Origin of the sequence: Desulfosporosinus acididurans, assembly GCF_001029285.1 — a bacterium.
GTDB lineage: Bacteria > Bacillota > Desulfitobacteriia > Desulfitobacteriales > Desulfitobacteriaceae > Desulfosporosinus > Desulfosporosinus acididurans.
In genome coordinates this window covers 74,359-91,321 of record NZ_LDZY01000008.1, presented here as the reverse complement: position 1 = coordinate 91,321, position 16,963 = coordinate 74,359, and the positions used below count along the sequence as shown (strand labels likewise).

15 protein-coding genes are annotated in these 16,963 nt (G+C 40.2%); 2 read left to right on the top strand and 13 right to left on the bottom strand.

Annotated features, from left to right (window positions below):
- Positions 1-18 precede the first annotated feature (18 nt).
- The gene (locus DEAC_RS12570; protein ID WP_047810411.1) at positions 19-1,194 is read left to right on the top strand and encodes a pyridoxal phosphate-dependent aminotransferase; all 1,176 of its coding nucleotides are present in this window, start codon (positions 19-21) and stop codon (positions 1,192-1,194) included.
- Between the two features lie 410 nt (positions 1,195-1,604).
- Positions 1,605-2,903, top strand: coding sequence for an aminotransferase class I/II-fold pyridoxal phosphate-dependent enzyme (locus DEAC_RS12565; protein ID WP_047810410.1), 1,299 nt, complete (start codon positions 1,605-1,607; stop codon positions 2,901-2,903).
- 591 nt (positions 2,904-3,494) lie between these two features.
- Here DEAC_RS12565 and DEAC_RS12560 read toward each other — a convergent pair.
- The 13 genes from DEAC_RS12560 to hisF all read right to left on the bottom strand — a co-directional run bounded on the left by DEAC_RS12560 (position 3,495) and on the right by hisF (position 16,963).
- The gene (locus tag DEAC_RS12560; protein ID WP_053006424.1) at positions 3,495-5,117 is read right to left on the bottom strand and encodes a bifunctional diguanylate cyclase/phosphohydrolase; all 1,623 of its coding nucleotides are present in this window, start codon (positions 5,115-5,117) and stop codon (positions 3,495-3,497) included.
- A 52-nt stretch (positions 5,118-5,169) separates the two neighbouring features.
- Positions 5,170-5,544, bottom strand: coding sequence for a DUF1987 domain-containing protein (locus DEAC_RS12555; RefSeq protein WP_047810409.1), 375 nt, complete (start codon positions 5,542-5,544; stop codon positions 5,170-5,172).
- A gap of 13 nt (positions 5,545-5,557) precedes the next feature.
- On the bottom strand, positions 5,558-6,130 hold the full coding sequence (locus tag DEAC_RS12550) for a SiaB family protein kinase (RefSeq protein WP_053006423.1): 573 nt from the start codon (positions 6,128-6,130) through the stop codon (positions 5,558-5,560).
- 3 nt (positions 6,131-6,133) lie between these two features.
- Entirely contained in the window at positions 6,134-7,957 is a 1,824-nt protein-coding gene (locus DEAC_RS12545) for a SpoIIE family protein phosphatase (RefSeq protein WP_047810408.1), read from the bottom strand.
- 211 nt (positions 7,958-8,168) lie between these two features.
- Positions 8,169-9,755: an IS1182 family transposase gene (locus DEAC_RS12540; RefSeq protein ID WP_047810407.1), complete on the bottom strand. Its 1,587-nt coding sequence runs from the start codon at positions 9,753-9,755 to the stop codon at positions 8,169-8,171.
- A 195-nt stretch (positions 9,756-9,950) separates the two neighbouring features.
- On the bottom strand, positions 9,951-10,916 hold the full coding sequence (locus tag DEAC_RS12535) for an MBL fold metallo-hydrolase (RefSeq protein WP_047810406.1): 966 nt from the start codon (positions 10,914-10,916) through the stop codon (positions 9,951-9,953).
- Positions 10,917-10,966: 50 nt separating this feature from the next.
- Positions 10,967-12,661: a M3 family oligoendopeptidase gene (locus DEAC_RS12530; RefSeq protein WP_047810405.1), complete on the bottom strand. Its 1,695-nt coding sequence runs from the start codon at positions 12,659-12,661 to the stop codon at positions 10,967-10,969.
- A 75-nt stretch (positions 12,662-12,736) separates the two neighbouring features.
- Positions 12,737-13,270 carry a GNAT family N-acetyltransferase gene (locus DEAC_RS12525; protein ID WP_200903132.1) on the bottom strand — a complete coding sequence of 178 codons (534 nt, stop codon included), beginning with the start codon at positions 13,268-13,270 and terminating at the stop codon, positions 12,737-12,739.
- 230 nt (positions 13,271-13,500) lie between these two features.
- Complete coding sequence (locus DEAC_RS12520) at positions 13,501-13,929, bottom strand: acyl-CoA thioesterase (protein WP_047810404.1); 429 nt, start codon at positions 13,927-13,929, stop codon at positions 13,501-13,503.
- A 135-nt stretch (positions 13,930-14,064) separates the two neighbouring features.
- On the bottom strand, positions 14,065-14,730 hold the full coding sequence (locus DEAC_RS12515) for an NUDIX hydrolase (protein WP_047810403.1): 666 nt from the start codon (positions 14,728-14,730) through the stop codon (positions 14,065-14,067).
- Positions 14,731-14,921: 191 nt separating this feature from the next.
- Complete coding sequence (locus tag DEAC_RS12510; RefSeq protein WP_047810402.1) at positions 14,922-15,209, bottom strand: hypothetical protein; 288 nt, start codon at positions 15,207-15,209, stop codon at positions 14,922-14,924.
- Between the two features lie 164 nt (positions 15,210-15,373).
- Positions 15,374-16,045 carry a bifunctional phosphoribosyl-AMP cyclohydrolase/phosphoribosyl-ATP diphosphatase HisIE gene (hisIE, locus tag DEAC_RS12505; protein ID WP_047810401.1) on the bottom strand — a complete coding sequence of 224 codons (672 nt, stop codon included), beginning with the start codon at positions 16,043-16,045 and terminating at the stop codon, positions 15,374-15,376.
- A gap of 153 nt (positions 16,046-16,198) precedes the next feature.
- Positions 16,199-16,963: an imidazole glycerol phosphate synthase subunit HisF gene (gene hisF, locus DEAC_RS12500; protein WP_047810400.1), complete on the bottom strand. Its 765-nt coding sequence runs from the start codon at positions 16,961-16,963 to the stop codon at positions 16,199-16,201.

Genomic DNA, 16,963 nt, shown 5'->3' with positions numbered 1-16,963 from the left:
TTGCAAAGGAGCCACTCTATGAAACCGTTATTTGCTGAAAGAATGTCCCTGTTAGGTACAGAAACTGCCTTTGAAGTTTTGGCAAAAGCCAAAGCTCTGGAAGCCCAAGAAAAGGATATCGTTCATTTAGAAATCGGCGAACCGGATTTTGACACACCCAAAAATATTATTGATGCTGCTTGCTTTGCTCTCACAAACGGTTACACCCACTATACGCCTGCACCAGGTATTCCCGAAGTCAGGGAAACCATTGCCGAGTATATTCGCAGTCATAAACACGTAGACACATCACTGGAAAACATCGTCATAGTTCCAGGAGGAAAACCTATTATGTTTTTTTCCATTCTGGCAACTGTAAATCCCGGTGACGAAGTTATTTATCCTAACCCCGGCTTTCCCATTTATGAATCAGTTATCCGCTTTGTAGGCGGCAAGCCAGTCCCCATACCCCTGCGGGAAGAAAATCAATTCCGCCTGGACGTAAACGAACTGGCTCAGCTGATTACCCCTAAGACTAAAATGCTCATTATTAATTCTCCCGGCAATCCTACAGGCGGAGTACTAACTAATGAGGATGTCAAAGCTATTGCAGACTTAGTAAGAGGTCAAGAAATCCTTGTCCTATCTGATGAGATTTATGACCGAATCGTTTATGGGAATACACAACCCCTTTCCATTGCTTCATTACCCGGTATGCAGGATTGGACAATCATTCTCGACGGATTTTCCAAGACCTATGCCATGACAGGCTGGAGGTTAGGTTATGGAGTAATGCCTGCGCAGATTGCGGATCGGATTTCTCAGTTAATGGTTAATTCAAATTCATGTACCTCGGCTTTTACTCAAATGGCCGGCAAGGAAGCTCTCACCGGACCGCAAACAGACGTCGACAGAATGGTTACCGAATTCAAACGACGCCGCGACCTTATGGTCAATGGCTTAAATTCAATCCCAGGAGTTAGCTGCCTCTTACCAGAAGGTTCCTTCTATGTTTTCCCTAACTTTAAATCCTTCAACAGAAACAGTAAGGAAATTGCGGACTATCTCTTGAACGATGCCGGCGTTGCCTGTCTGGGGGGGACCTCATTTGGCTCTTATGGCGAAGGTTATCTCCGTTTCTCCTATGCAAACTCCGTAGAGAATATCCAAAAGGCTTTAGAGCGAATCGAAACTGCTTTAGCCAAACTAAAATAAGTCTGCCGGATAAAGGCCATCCCCTTGAGAAAAAACAACTCTCGATGAACAAGGCTGGAAGCGTTTGCTTCCAGCTCTAGTTTTTTAGTACCTTTTATCGATTCGTACGACTCCACACTTCTACAAGTGGGAGCGATTCCCACAGCTTTAGCTGAACGAGTTCACTTAGAACGAAAGTTAATAGTCCCCAAAAGATATAATCTCCAAAATTTTTATCCTTCATTAGTAGAGGAAACCGTCATTTTAGTGTAAAATTTAGTTACTTATATCATAACAACTCTAAAAATGATACTAGAGATTGATCCAGCTCTCTTGTTCAAATGCATACACTAATTTCAATTTCAAGCAAGTTGGAGTTTATTTCACTTACAGCAAAGAGATCGGCTTACTTAAGAAAGGGAGAAGAGTTCATGAATGAAATTGCTCAAGAGTTAAATGACCGCATAAAAAAGGAAAATCCTCATGTCTACGAATTACTGTCTGATCTTGGGAGGAATATGTATTATCCGAAAGGGATTTTAACTCAAACTGCGGAAGCTAAGCAGAAAGCCCATCGATTTGATGCCACCATAGGGATTGCAACGGAAGGAAATCAGCCGATGTTCTTGCCTGTAATTCACGATACATTGTCTGATTATGATCCTAAGAATCTATATCCTTATGCACCTCCAGCAGGCAAACCTGAATTGAGGCAGTTATGGCAAAAGAAAATGCTCCAGGAAAACCCTTCTCTAAAGAATAAATCCTTCAGCAATCCCATTGTCACAAATGCTTTAACTCATGGATTAAGCATTGCCGCCGATCTTTTCATGAATGAAAATGATCCTCTAATTTTACCGGATAAATTATGGGGGAATTACAATCTTATCTTCGGAGTTCGTCGAGGAGCAAAAAGCGTCACCTTTCCTTTCTATAACGAACGGGGAAGTTTTAATAGCCAGGGTTTGAAAAAAGCTATACTTTCTAAAAAAGAACACGGAAAAGCCGTCGTACTGCTGAACTTTCCCAATAACCCAACAGGGTATACTCCAAATGAAAAAGAAGCAGCTGAGATCATAGATGTTCTGAAAGAAGTTGCCCAGGAAGGTATGAACTTAGTTGTTCTTACTGATGACGCCTATTTTGGGTTATTTTACGAGGACTCCATCAAAGAATCCCTGTTTGCCCGGATTGCCAATATCCATCCCAGAATACTGGCCATCAAAGTTGACGGAGCCACAAAAGAAGAATTTGTCTGGGGCTTTCGAGTTGGATTTATTACCTTTGCCAGCGAGTCTCCGGCAATATTGGATGCCTTAGAAAACAAAGCTTTAGGAAGTATTCGGGGAGCAATTTCCAGTGCTTCCCACCCCGCTCAATCCTTTGTTTTACATGCCCTTCAGTCATCAGAGTTTCAAACACAAAAAAAACAGAAATTCGAACTTTTAAAAAGTCGCGCCACTAAAGTCAAAGAAATCCTTAGTCAAGGAAGCTATGACGATGCCTGGGACTATTATCCCTTTAATTCTGGTTACTTTATGTGTATGAAACTTAAACATGGCGTGAATGCTGAAGCTTTGCGCCTTCATCTCCTTGATCATTATGGCATAGGTGTAATTTCCCTGGGAGAGAGCGATGTGCGCGTTGCCTTCTCTTGTGTTGAAGTACAAGACCTTAAACAACTTTTTGACCTTGTTTATCAAGGATTTCAAGATCTAAAGGGACAGTGAATCCACATTTCATTTAGATCCTAACTACTCATCTGGACATTTCAAGTGAACTCGTTCAGCTAAAGCTGAACATCGGGGCTTCAGATACAACTGGATAAATTAAAACAAATTTTTAGCCAAGGCAAACAACAACTCCGCACCATCTTTCCATAAGTGATGCGGAGTTGTTGTTTTGCCCAAAAACGTCTAAGGTACCTGTTTTCAAAGTATCTTAGCTCCTACTAACGTTAGCCAATTAAAGAACAACAGCTTTCTAAGTTTAATCTTAATATCTTGATGTCCCTGTGCGACCCCGATTCTTGGAGAATAATATAGTTTTAGTGTCCCGATTTCTTGCAGCTTAAAATTAAAGAGTTCGTTAGTATCCGGTTCTCTCAGATAAATTTTGGGAACGTAACTACCTGTTACGTGCTCTGCCGAACAAGCTCAGCCACCCATTGACGGATTTAATTCCAAGCCAAGTACTACGGATGACGTTCTTTCCTGAAGATAGCGAAGTGCCTTTGCATCAACAGTGATCAAGCTGCTAACCTCCTTTAGAATCAAACTGCTCCCGTTCTTGCTTTACAAAAAACAGCCTCCTAAATTATCCTAGGATAACAGTGATTGTAAGTTATTAACAAAAAGATTTGTCAGCTGAGGATCAAACTGAACACCCGAACCTCGCTGCAATTCTTGACAAGCTTCTTCCTTTGTTTTCTTGTTTCTATAGGGTTGATCATGAGTAATAATGTCATACACATCCAGTATGGAAATAATACGGGAACTTTGAGGAATTTGTTCTCCTTTTAGACCGCGCGGATAACCCTTTCCATTCCAAAATTCCCGAAGAGCCAAGATGGACTGAGCCAAGAGCGGCTCTCCCATGGAATGAGCCAGCCTATAGCCAACTTCAGGGTATTGACGTATAATTTTAAATTCGTCCTCTGTCAGAGAGGTGTTTTTTTTCAGGAGTTCGCCAGGAATAGCTACCTTGCCAATATCATGAAAACGAGCCAGGGAGATCAAATGATCCATTTCTTGCGAGTTTAATTCAACTCCCTGCAGCTTGACAAATGAACGGGCTAAGGCTTCAACTCGAGCATTGTGCTCCAGATAGGAAGGACATTTAATCTCTATAACTTTCTCGACACTGGAAACAAACATTTCCCTTGTTTTCTTCCGCTCAGTTAGCTTGTTCTTATACATTACACGATCCGCCGCACCGATTAAGCTGATTATATCTGTTTTCCAATTGTCGAGAGTAACTGATCCCAGGGAAGTGCTCTGATCAACAGGATCTGCAGACTGGGTCATAAACATTGACTTTATGTTATTGCATATTCTCGCACAAACCTCCTGATTCGCGCCAGGAAGTATCATTACAAATTCATCTCCGCCCCACCGAGCTACAATGTCGCTCTTACGGCAGCAAGAAAGGAATATCTTTGCCGCATTAACAATAAGCTTATCACCGGTTTCGTGTCCAAAGACATCATTAACAAGTTTTAAAGTGTTTAAATCAGCCATGACAATACTTAAGGGAAGATTTGACTCGATTTGAAGTTGAGGAATGATGCTTTCAACGTAGGCCCTGTTATACAGAGATGTTTGCTTGTCGTGGTAACTAAGAAATAAGACCTGATCGGCTGTTTTTCGTTTTTCAGTGATATCTGTCAGAATGACCATTAAGGCCTGATTTCGATAGTCTAAACCATCAGAAATCATTTTGTATTTAATATTAATAAAATTTCCTTGAATCTTCAACAAATTAGGCAGTTCGTTAATATAAGACAGCTGAACCTCCCCGGGAGAAAGATCAAAAACCTTATGAAAAACATCAGCAATAAGTCTGTTTTGATCTTCATTTTCGCTGCGCAGAAGATCCAATATATTTTCATGAACGACCTTGCGGCCAAATATCCTGATACATTCCGAACTATGCTCTTTATGAATCAGCAAATCCTTTCCAAAGGTTAAAAAACCTTGATCTGAATGATCCAAGATATTCTGTATCTCTCGTTCTTTCCGCTTTAAGTCTCTGCTTTGTACATCGCTGATGCTGCAGAGCCGTCGAGTTATATTGATTAAACGGCAATACTGATTAATTAAACTATCAAATTTAGCCAATAAACCCGTATACGTTAAATTGCCTTTTTTTAAAAAATCCCTGGCCTCTTGATAAACGGCCATCTCTTCTTCAAAAATATTGTTGAACATTTTATGATCTTTCAAAGGACATCACCACCTCCTCCAAATCCTAAAAGAACTTATCATTGGATAGCCATTAAACTAGTACTATTTCAAAAGGAAATGTATAGTCCTCTTGGAATTCTTGAGCACATTCCTGCTCATATTCATTTTCCTCATTACAAAACCATTTAAGATCGATGGTTAATCCCTTGTCAAAGGACTCTTCCAGGATATCCAAAAGCATCATTATGCACTTAGAACTGCTGGTATTAATATATGTCAAAGTAAATTCCAGAGAAACAGTCTTCGGATTACTTGCTAAATACTCTTTAACCCACTCTATTATGGGTTTGAAAAAAGCAAAAGGGTCTTCCGGATACGATTGCCCTTTTAAAACTAGCAAGCCCTTGTCTGAATCGAAATCTACAAGGGGAGTACTTTTTGATTCCTTGATGAATAGCCTCTCCATCCTTCTCCAACTCCTAACTATTCACATTGATTTGAAAATAGGATAATTCCTCATTAATCGGATAGCTTTCGTACTCAATAGGTGATTTTGATTTGCGAGCCATATGGATTAGACCTAAGCCTGCACTTCGTTCAAGTTCTTCAAATCCTCCATTTTTCATAACTTCTTTGTAAAGAGTCTTTAAATCTCCTGGTTCAAGAGAATTGAGGTAATCAATTTTTTTTAGGAGAGGCTGCAAGTCATTGTTATCAATAATGTTACCGGATGTCACAAAAAAATTTTCCCCGTTTTTTCCTATGGTCACAATACTAGATTCTAGAAATTGATCATAATATTTATGATTCTTTTTTACTTGATTGTAATTTATAATATTTTGAGCCTGTTCGACAAAAATTGAGATTACTCTCATGGGGTTTTGCTTTGTTCCTGGGCCTTCACTCAAGTGTCCTTTGATAGAATCGCAGAGCTGTTCTACAATGCCCTGGGAGAATTGGCCTGAAAAGCAGATCAAAACACGGTATTCTTCAAGTGATCTTTTTAGCTGTTGAAGGTGAATCATCCCATTTTCCCCTCTTCCTGTAATCATAATTTAAAACTCTATACCAAGAACAGTAATATCATCTCTCTGAGGTTCCTGACCTTGATAAGAAGTGAGTTCGTTTTCCAGCCATTCGCCTTGTTTCGTTATTGGAAGATCCAAGGTGTTAAGAAGATTGGTTCGGAACCTGCGTTTACTAAAGGAATAATTATGAGGGCCTCCGTTTTGATCAACATAACCGTCTGTTGTCAAATATACTCGGACGCCAGGCCTAAGACTTACTATGGTATCGGAAATTCCATCATTAAAGATTGATTTTATATAACCAATCCCATTCCTATGACCTTCATAAACTGTCATCTGCCCGGAGGAAGCTACATACATATTCATTTTAGCTCCCGCAAACAATAGTCTTCCACTGTTTTCATAACTCAAAATAGCAGCATCAAGGCCATCATCTGTTGCATAATCACCTTTTTCCTTGTTAAGAGCATCTTTTAATTGATGATTAAGATCCTTGATCATGTCAGTCGGGCTTATTACTTCGTTTTTAGAAACGATATTACTAAGTATCGAGTTAACTGCCATTGTCATTAAAGCACCCGGTACGCCGTGTCCTGTACAATCACCTACTACCAAAATCCAGCCAATCTTTGTCTCTCTAAGCCAATAGAAATCACCACCGACTAGATCCCTCGGTCGCCAGAGAACAAAGTGACTGCCTAGAATCCTTTGCAGAACTTCCGAAGAAGGCAAAATTGATTCTTGAATTGTTTTGGCATAATAGATACTCTCTGTCATCTTTGAATTTTGTTCACGTAGTTCAGTAGTTCTTTCTTCGATTTCATTTTCTAATTCAAGATTTAGTTGAAGTGTTTTCTTATACGGATTAGCGATTTTAGAAGAAACCGTATAAAAAACGAGAATCAAGAAAATAAGGACTATGACAACACTCACTAAGGTATTGACCATAATGGAATTAAGCAGTCCTAAGGTCTCTGATCGGTTAATTTGAAAGACCAGGATCCAATTACATGATTTTAACTTTTGGTAAACCAAATCCTTTCGTCCATTTTGACCGACATAGCTAACAATCTTCATGGACTCTCCATTGGAAGCATTTTTTAGAATATCAGTAAATATCCCCGCAGGTAGATATTCCGAGAGACGTCCTCCGCTTTGCTCAACGTCATCCGAGATACTTATTTTTCCCGTCGTATCAATAAGCCACAGATTACTCCCATTTCCTATTTTATAATTGCCAAATTCTTTGGAGATATCTTGCAAGTCCACCCCTACCCCAGCAACTCCCGCTGGATCATGAGGATCACCCATCAGGGTATTAATCCACAAATTCGTTTGATTAAGTACTACGTTATGATCTATGTTTAGGGTAATTTTTCGGTCTGAAGCCAGAGTATCATAAAACCAGCGATCCGAAATATTATCCTTACTCATGGTATCGGTAAGCAAATTAGAATTTGTCCAGTAATGACCTGTCCTTCGATTTGTGAAAAAAACAGTATAATTCAAGGTTTTAGCAACATCAGTCATCTGTTTTATAAACAATTTTTTAAAGTTTTCGTCCGTCTCACCCTCTTGAAACCATTGTATTATTTCGGGATTATCGGCAAGAATTAAGGACGTTTCCTTCGCCCTATCGATTCTATCATCAATTTGAGCCGAAATAGACTTTAAAATATAGACTAGATCTTGTTTCTGCAGTTTCTCGATCATGGCATTTTTTACGATAATATAGCTGGATATGCCTGTAGCCAGTATCGCGATAACAATAATAACACAAGCAAAAACAATGATATTCATAGTCCCTTTATTAATGATTCTTTCATACTTGCCAAATGAAGACGTTTTCATAGCTGATTTTTACCTTTCTTGCTACAGCATTTATCAGAATTCGCCAAATCTACAGGGACTCCTTCCTCTCAAAATAGGATTTAGTCATATTTTTATATAATAAAACGATTTTCAGAAGATTGATCTACATAAAAAAGGGGCTGTGTTGAAACTTTGTTTCTCACAGCCCCTCAATAGGTTTCGAATGGGGAAGGCTAAACTGACTGACCGTCTATCCTAAGACGACAGTCAGTTTTCTCATGTTATGGGCAATACAATGTAATCCCCACTCCAGCTTGACCTTTTCCAATCCCTTTAGGATAAATCGTCGCACACCAAAATTGCCTTTGATATCTCCAAAGACACTTTCCACCTCTATAGGTCTTAAGCTACGCATTTTTATCCCATATTCGCTGGTCAGATTAGCCCTTGCCTCTGCTTTTAGTTCATTGCCTTTAGGGTTAATGTTGATCTGCTTCTTAAAATTCGCATTATTACTTTGCTTAATACAACGTTTGCGGTAGGGACAATCTTGACAATCATCACTTTGATAGACTCGGATTGTACTTTGATAGCCCCTTTTGCTTTTCTGAGTTTTTATGTGCTTGAACCTTAGAACCCTCCCAAACCCGCACGTGTATTCATCCTTCTCCTTATCATAGAGCCAATTCTGAACCAGCGTCGGATCGGATTTCCACTTGGCCGTTGCTTCCTTATGAAAGGTATTATATTTTACATAGTTCCCAAGGTTCTTTTGAGTCAGATATTCGTAATTCTCTTCACTGCCATATCCCGCATCGGCAACAATGTTGGCAGGGAGTTTCCCCCCTAAGTTTTTCTTCAATTCTTCCAGATGTTCTTTCATGCAATTGGTATCGCCTGCTGATTGATGGATACTATATCCTACGACAAATTGATTTTCTGTTCCTATTTGGACATTGTAACCCGGCTTTAATTGCCCGTTCTTCATAGCATCTTCTTTCATTCGCATGAAGGTGGCGTCTGTATCCGTTTTCGAATAACTGTTGCGCTCTGCCAGCAGTTCCTCTTGTTTTTCGTAGTTCTTCATACGAGGTAAGTAATCTTTCAGTAAGACTCGTTTAACTTTAATGAATTTCTTTTCCTTTGGGTTTTGGGCCAATCGTTCATCGATCTTTTTAACCGCTTCTTCTATAGCCTGGGAGTCAATCGGTTTTTCTTCTCCTAGTTCTTCCAGGTTCCGGTCCCCATACTCCTCATTTTCTTTCTGATTGGTTAGCTCCGCAAATTCAAAGAGTTCTCGGCACTTTTCCCGCAGCTTTTCTTTGTAGCGCTTGGTTGATTTTCCCCAGACCCAGCTGTACTTATTAGCATTGGCTTCTATTTTTGTCCCGTCTAAGAAATAATTTTCCAGCTTGATATAGCCTTGTTTATGTAAAAGTTCAACAGCCTCACTAAAAATCTCAACCAACACATCTTTCATACGTTCGCCCCGAAAGCTGTTGATGGTTTTAAAATCCGGACTATTTCCTCCGCACAACCACATATACATGATGTTTTCGCGGGCTGCCTTTTCTATGCGGCGGCTAGAAAACGTTTTATCAGCATAGGCATAAACGATCAGTTTGGTCATCATGACGGGATGATAACTCGAACGTCCACCTCCCGGATATTTAGCTAAAAGAGGTTCCAGATTCATTTGATCGATAGCAGAGTTTACCACTCTGACCATATGATTGGGAGGAATAAGACATTCCAAATCTATTGGTAAGCTCAGTTGATTCTGATTATACTCTTTAAAAACAACTTGGTTATGTACTTTTTTACCCGGTTTTGACAAGGAGAAAACACCTGCCTCATTCGTTCTTTCCTTGTCATAATTATACCATTTTTCTTCCGAATACGCGGAGAAACCGCCGAAATCTAATGATTTCTAGCGGTTTCTCTCGGCTGTGTTTTCACACAGCCCCCTTTTTTACCATTCCCTACATTAACTCTTTATGAATGATTTCTTTCCGTGTAAGACTCTACTTAGTTATTTAAGCTGATAAAAAAAGGCTTCATCCACCTCGATACGTTCGACCTTCCCAGTATGCACCAGATGCTCTAAATGTGACAATGCTTCCCCTGAAGCAAACCATTTTTGTGGATGGGGAAAGTCCTCCCATTTTTTATAACTTAAATCCCAGTGCATCGAAGCAGCCACTTCGCCGGTTGTCTTTCTCCCTTCACAGAGAATATCGAGAATTTCTCCGAGCCTTTCATCGTGGTGAGCAATAAGTTCTTTAATCCTTGAACGGTGGTCTCTTATAATTTTACGATGAGCTGTAAATAGATAATCGATATCATACTCGATAACCTTATTGAGGCTTCTCAAATATGTTGCTAAAATATCCTGTTCAAATCCCCAGAAGGTGATGTTTGGGGTAATCTCATCGAGAACATGATCTCCGCAAAAAAACAGCCTGTGCTTTCGTTCGTATAAGCCAATCTGTCCCGGAGTGTGTCCAGGAATATCCACGACTTCTAAACAATAATCTCCTATATCTAATTTATCTCCTTCAGCTAACGGCGTAAATTCCAGAGTCTCAGTAAGTCTTTTGCCAAACTCTTTACCAAACGCAGAAGCGACATCAGTTTTAAAGCCGAATATTTTGTTAAGGGTCTGAAAGAAAGCATCACGTTTGGAAGTTTGATTAAAAAGATCTCCGTCAACCTTACTGAAATATATAGTATTTACCCCAAGTTTCTTCAGAACAGGCGCTAAACCTGAGTGATCAGTATGCATATGAGTAATGAATAGATCGGTCTTGCTCAGGTCAACCTCCAATTCATTGAGGCCTTCCAACAAGGCAGTCTGACATTCTAAGGTGTTAAAACCCGTATCTATAACTAGATTTCTTGTATCCGAAAGCAGAATATAACTATTTATAGCCCTTAAGGGATTTTTGGGTAAGGGGATTTCATTTTTGTAAATCCCGGGATAAACTTCTGTAATCAAGCCCAAAGCCTCCAATTAAAAATTTTTCTTTAAATCCATGGACGAGACTCTTATAACTGGCTATCATCAACGTTATCAAGCCATGTTTCAATGGCTTGGATAACACCTTCGACACATCCGTTTGCAAAAGGTGACACTAAATCTGCTTCTTTGACTAAACTTAAAAAGGATTGACTGCCGCCCAAGCGACATAATTTCAAGTAATCTTGCCAAGCAGATTCCCTGTTTTCCCTGGATTTTTTCCAGAACTGGAAAGCGCATATTTGAGCTAAGGTATAATCGATATAATAAAAAGGAGCACTAAATATATGACTTTGCTGATGCCAGTATCCGCCTTGTTCTAAGTATTCATTGCCTTCATAATTGCGATGGGGGAGATATTTCTTTTCGATTTGCCGCCAGGCACTTTTTCTCTCTTGTATTGTCGCTTCAGGTTTGGAATAAATAAAATGCTGAAATTCATCTACAGTTACTCCATAAGGGATAAAAAGGAGTGCCTCACTCAAATGAGTAAATCGGTATTTGTCTGCCGTTTCTTTAAAGAACGACTCCATCCATGGCCAGGCAAAAAACTCCATGCTCATAGAATGGATTTCACACGATTCATAGGTTGGCCACTGATATTCAGGTAAGGAAAAATTTTGGCTGCAATAAACTTGAAAGGCGTGACCTGCCTCATGGGTTAAAACGTCAACATCTCCAGAGGTTCCATTGAAATTGGAAAAAATAAAGGGAGAGCGGTATTCACTAATAAATGTGCAGTAACCGCCTCCGGCTTTACCCTTTTTGCTTACCAAATCCATAAGCTCATGATCAATCATAAACGTAAAGAATTCATCCGTTTCCGAAGACAGTTCCTTATACATTTTTCGTCCATTGTCCAGAATCCATTCCGGGTCACCCTGCGGTTTAGCGTTTCCCTTGGAAAAATTAATCTTTTCGTCATAATACATAAGAACATCTAAACCAAGTCGCTTCCGCTGCCTTTCCCGAAGCTTTGTTGCAGCGGGAACAATTTCCTCAGTAACTTGTCGTCGGAAATTAGCCACCATTTCCGGGTTGTAATCTGAGCGTAACATTCGGGCATAGCCAAGCTCAATATAATTCTCATAGCCAAGTTTTCGGGCAATCGTAGTCCTGATTTTAACCAGCTCATCATAAATTCTATCTAATGTTTCTTCATGTTCGGCAAAAAAAGCATAGCGAGCTTCATTGGCCCTTTTTCTCATCGACCGATCTTCCGACTGTTGGAAGGGACCAAGACCGGGTAAGTTACGCTCTTCACCCTCAAACATGATGCTCGCTGAGGCAATCAGCTTTGTGTACTCAGTGACTAATCTATTCTCAATCTGTAATTCCTCAATAATTTCCGGTTTAAACGTCCTCAACGTCAACTCAGCAATGGTAAATAGTTGTTTCCCCCACTTATCTTGTAATGAACTGCGGAAGGAAGAGTTCACCAAAGCCTGATAAAATTCTGAGATTAGCCCTTCGTAGACCGGCATCGTTTCATCGAAATACTCTTGTTCCTTTTCATAATATGTATCCGTCGTATCAATGGTATGTCGAATTGAGGCTAACTGCGACATTGACTCAAATTCACTGCGTAACGTGTTAATTTCACCCATCACTGCATCTTGCTCATTTAAACTCGCTGCTTGTTTAAACTTCTCCAACAAAGACGAGAACTTAGGTCTAATAACCTCAAGGTCAGGGCGATGGTATTTATAATCTTTAAATTTCATAATTGCTTCACCTTCCCTTAATTAGTGCTTTGTCTATTCTATTTTTGGTCATAAATGAACCATTTAATTCTCGAGTCATTCATCAACTCTTGATTTTGACTCTGAAAAGTTTTCTGCCAATTTGTCCAGTGCTTCATCACAAACTCTGTAGACAGTCCATTCATCCATTGGAACCGCCCCTAGCTGCTTATAGAACTCTATTGAAGGCTTATTCCAGTCCAGACACCACCATTCTAAACGTCCGCATCGACGCTCAACAGCTAATTGGGCAAGGAAGGAAAGAATTATCTTTCCCAATCCCTTGCCGCGCATTTCCGGCTTAACGTATAGATCCTCTAAATATATTCCAGGCTTCCCCAGAAACGTAGAAAAGTTATGAAAAAATAAAGCAAAACCTACCGGCTGATTTTTGTATTCCCCAATAATCACCTCAGCCATCTTGCGTTGGAACAATGATTCCTTTAAGTCTTCCTCCGTTGCCGCTACTGATGAGAGCATTTTTTCGTACTCCGCCAGTTGTCTAATAAAACTCAAAATCAGTAGCACATCATCTATTTCAGCAAATCTTAATTTAAAATCATTCAATCTCGTAGTTATTAATTGCGGCATATCTTATCTCCAATCCATTTTCAATCCTTCATAAGGTTCCCAACGATATAAAGGACTTCCAGTGATGTTGTTTTAAGCCCCCCCACTTCTATAAGTGGGGGGGGCCTTCGTTAACTTCAGATAGGGTAGAGTCTTCCTTCGGCGCTAAGTATTCCTATTGGGAAAGGCGGCTCGGCAATAATGTCCACTGGACAATCCCCGGTGTTCAGCTTTAGCTGAATGAGTTCACTTCAGAAGTCCTTTTTTTCCAATTCCGCAATCCGTTTTCTGATTATGGGAGGTATTTCTGCCTTCTTTGATGCATTATAATCATACATGACAATAACCCCTTCACCGGAAGCGGCAACTCCAATTTTTTCGCTGACAATCAGGTATTCCATGACAAAACTTGACTTACTCATTGATGTTGTCTTAGCTCCAACAATGATTTGATCAGGATATTGCAATGGTTTCAGGTACTTACATGTTGTCTGAGCTAGGATAGGACCAACGTCTGTCTCAACTTTCATATCCATTAAGCCGATTTCTTGCAAATACTGAATTCGGGCTGTTTCAAAATATCTTAAATAATAGACATTATTGATATGCCCATAAGCATCCATCTCACTCCAAGCAATCGGTATCGTTATACGAACGGGGAAATCTGATAAATCCTCCATTCTGCAAACACCTCCTAAAATCTTATTGTCAGCTATAGTTAAGAATCATCATAGACTTTACGAAACTAATATTTTGAATTCTCTAAATAATATGCCATTCCTGCTTTAGTGAAGTATTTTTACCTTCTTGCGAGCTCAAATTCCTCTAATCTTTCTCACAACATCCCGGATCAGCCGAGCGGTAATTCCCCAAATAGCAACGTCACCTACCTTATAGACAAAAATATTGCTTTTTACATTTCCCCACGGCTTATGGTAGCGCTCCGGAAGACCAAGTTCCTTGGCAGGAAATGTTACCACTTCTTCACCCGCTTGATTAAAGTGAGAAGGATGAACTTCAAGGACTACTTGATACACCTCAGGTTCGTTATTTTCAAAATAAGAAACAGGAACTGTAAAAATCCGCTCAACTTCAGAGAAATTTATCCTTAAGTCCTCTATGCCCTCTACATCAAGAATTCCTAAAAATGCGTCCACACTTGTTCCAGTCGTGGAAATCACGGTATCCAAAGGCCCAATAACTTTGATCTGGTCAGCAGTAATACCCAGTTCTTCTTCGGTTTCTCGAATTGCCGTTTCCCGGAAGTTTTTATCCCTCTCTGCATCAAATTTACCCCCAGGAAAACAAATCTCGCCGGCCTGTCTAATCGAAGCCGCTCTCTTCTCGAAGACAAAATGGTACTGACCATTTACTAATATTAATAATACCAAAACAGCAGAATTAAAATATTCCTCTTTTCCATTAATTCCCGCTGCTAATGGCAGCTTTTTTGCCAGCTTTTCCAACTCAAATTCTTCCATATTTTCAACTCCTTATCTAATAACATATCTTATTGCTCCAGCAAAGTTGACTAAAGTAAATAAGGGAACCACTCACTTGCAGAAGTGGGAGTCATACAATTGGATAAACAATATTATAAGAATAAGGCCAGAAGCATTGCCTCTAGCCCTATTTTCCTTACTTTTAAATAAACTTCTTTTAAACTCAACAACTACAATCGTTCATATTCGCCCTTCTCATTAAGATACTGAATATCAAAGCAACCATAGTATTCTCCATACATATCAAAAGGATCAAAGCCACTTTTTTTGGTATTATCATCGGAATACCCAATAAAATAAACTACCTCATCGACATCTCGCATGCGAAATTTAAACTGCGGTCCCGCTTCAAATTGTTTGATCAATTGCTCAAATTCTTCCGTCCCTTTTTTTGCATCAGAACTAAAATACTCAACAAATTTCTTATTTTCGACACAGTCTTCTGTAATCTTAAACACAACAGCCACCTACACTTTTTCTTCAAGTATTAGGTCAATTTTCTTTGCATGATTTGCGAGTTCTTTTGCGCTTTCATTTTACTATATAATACTACATTATTCTCTAAATCCCAATCCCTAAATAATCTTTCATTGTTGTAGTCCGCTTTATCTTTAGAACGAGTTCACTTTCGTCTCTTGTAAAGCTCCTTGCTGATCTCTTCAACACTAACCCCGCGCTCTTCCAGCATTACCAAAACATGATAGAACAAATCTGAAACCTCATAGCGAATCTCATCCGGGCTCGCATTCTTAGCCGCAATAATTACCTCAGCACATTCTTCCCCGACTTTTTTTAGAATTTTATCAATCCCTTTTTCGAAGAGGTATGTGGTATACGCACCTTCCGGCCGTTCAAGATTTCGCGAATGAATTACCTCTGTCAATAATTGCAAGGTTCTTCCCAAAGGCACATCGGGTTTTACTTCAGGTTCCCCAACCTTCTTAAAGCCACCCTTTTCCAAATCATAGTGAAAGCAGGAAAAATAATTCTCATGACACGCCATCCCTGTCTGTCTTACCGTCAAAAGCAGAGCATCTTGATCACAATCGAATTTAATATCCACGACTTCTTGAAAATGCCCCGAAGTTTCCCCTTTCAACCAGAGAGCTTGCCTGCTCCTGCTATAATAACAAGCCTTTCTGTCCTTCAACGTCCTTCTCAAGGATTCCTCATTCATATAGGCAAGCATAAGAACTTCTTTTGTCTCCACATCTTGAGCGATCGCAGGCACAAGCCCTTGAGCATCCCAACGGATTCCTGACAAATCGAAAAGTTCCGTTTGATTTTCTTCCATTTCACATCTCTACCTTCCAATTTTAGGTCGTGTCAGGGGGACGGTCCTTCTGACACGCTTGCACGCTTGTGACGGACCCTATGTGTAAAAAGTGTGTTAAAAGGACCGTCCCTGTGACACGCCTGTGACACGCTGTGACACGCCTGCGACACGTCACACAAGTCCCCTCACTAAAATTCCCCGTTCCGCCAAATACCTTTTTGCCTCGTTTATGCTGTATTCTTTGTAATGAAAAATAGAAGCCGCTAAGACAGCATCAGCCTCTCCCAAAGTAAGCCCCTCAGCCAAATGTTCCAGAGTTCCCACACCGCCGCTGGCAATTACAGGAAGAGAAACTGCTCTGCTGACGGCTCTTGTCAAGTCTAACTCATAACCGGCCTTTGTTCCATCCCGGTCCATGGAAGTTAAAAGGATTTCCCCGGCGCCAAGTTTCTCGGCTTCCTCGGCCCACTCTAAAACGTCCTTGCCTGTTGGTGTTCTTCCCCCGTGAATGTAAACTTCCCATTTTCCCGGAACCGTGCTGCGGGCATCAATAGCAACAACAATACACTGGCTCCCAAAAGCATAGGCGCCCTCTTCGATTAATCTGGGATTCTGAACAGCGGAGGTATTCAAGGATACTTTATCCGCTCCGGCCCGCAGCATCTTGCGTATATCCTCAATAGTCCGCAGCCCGCCTCCGATGGTAAAAGGAATAAAAACTTGTTCAGCCGTTCTCCGGACAACGTCCACCATAGTCTCTCTTTTGTCAGAGGAAGCCGTAATATCCAGAAAAACCAGCTCATCTGCTCCTTCTTGATCATAGAGAGCGGCAAGCTCCACCGGATCACCGGCATCCCTTAATTGCACAAAATTAGTTCCTTTAACAACACGTCCGTCATGAACATCTAAACAGGGAATAATTCGTTTGCTTAACAT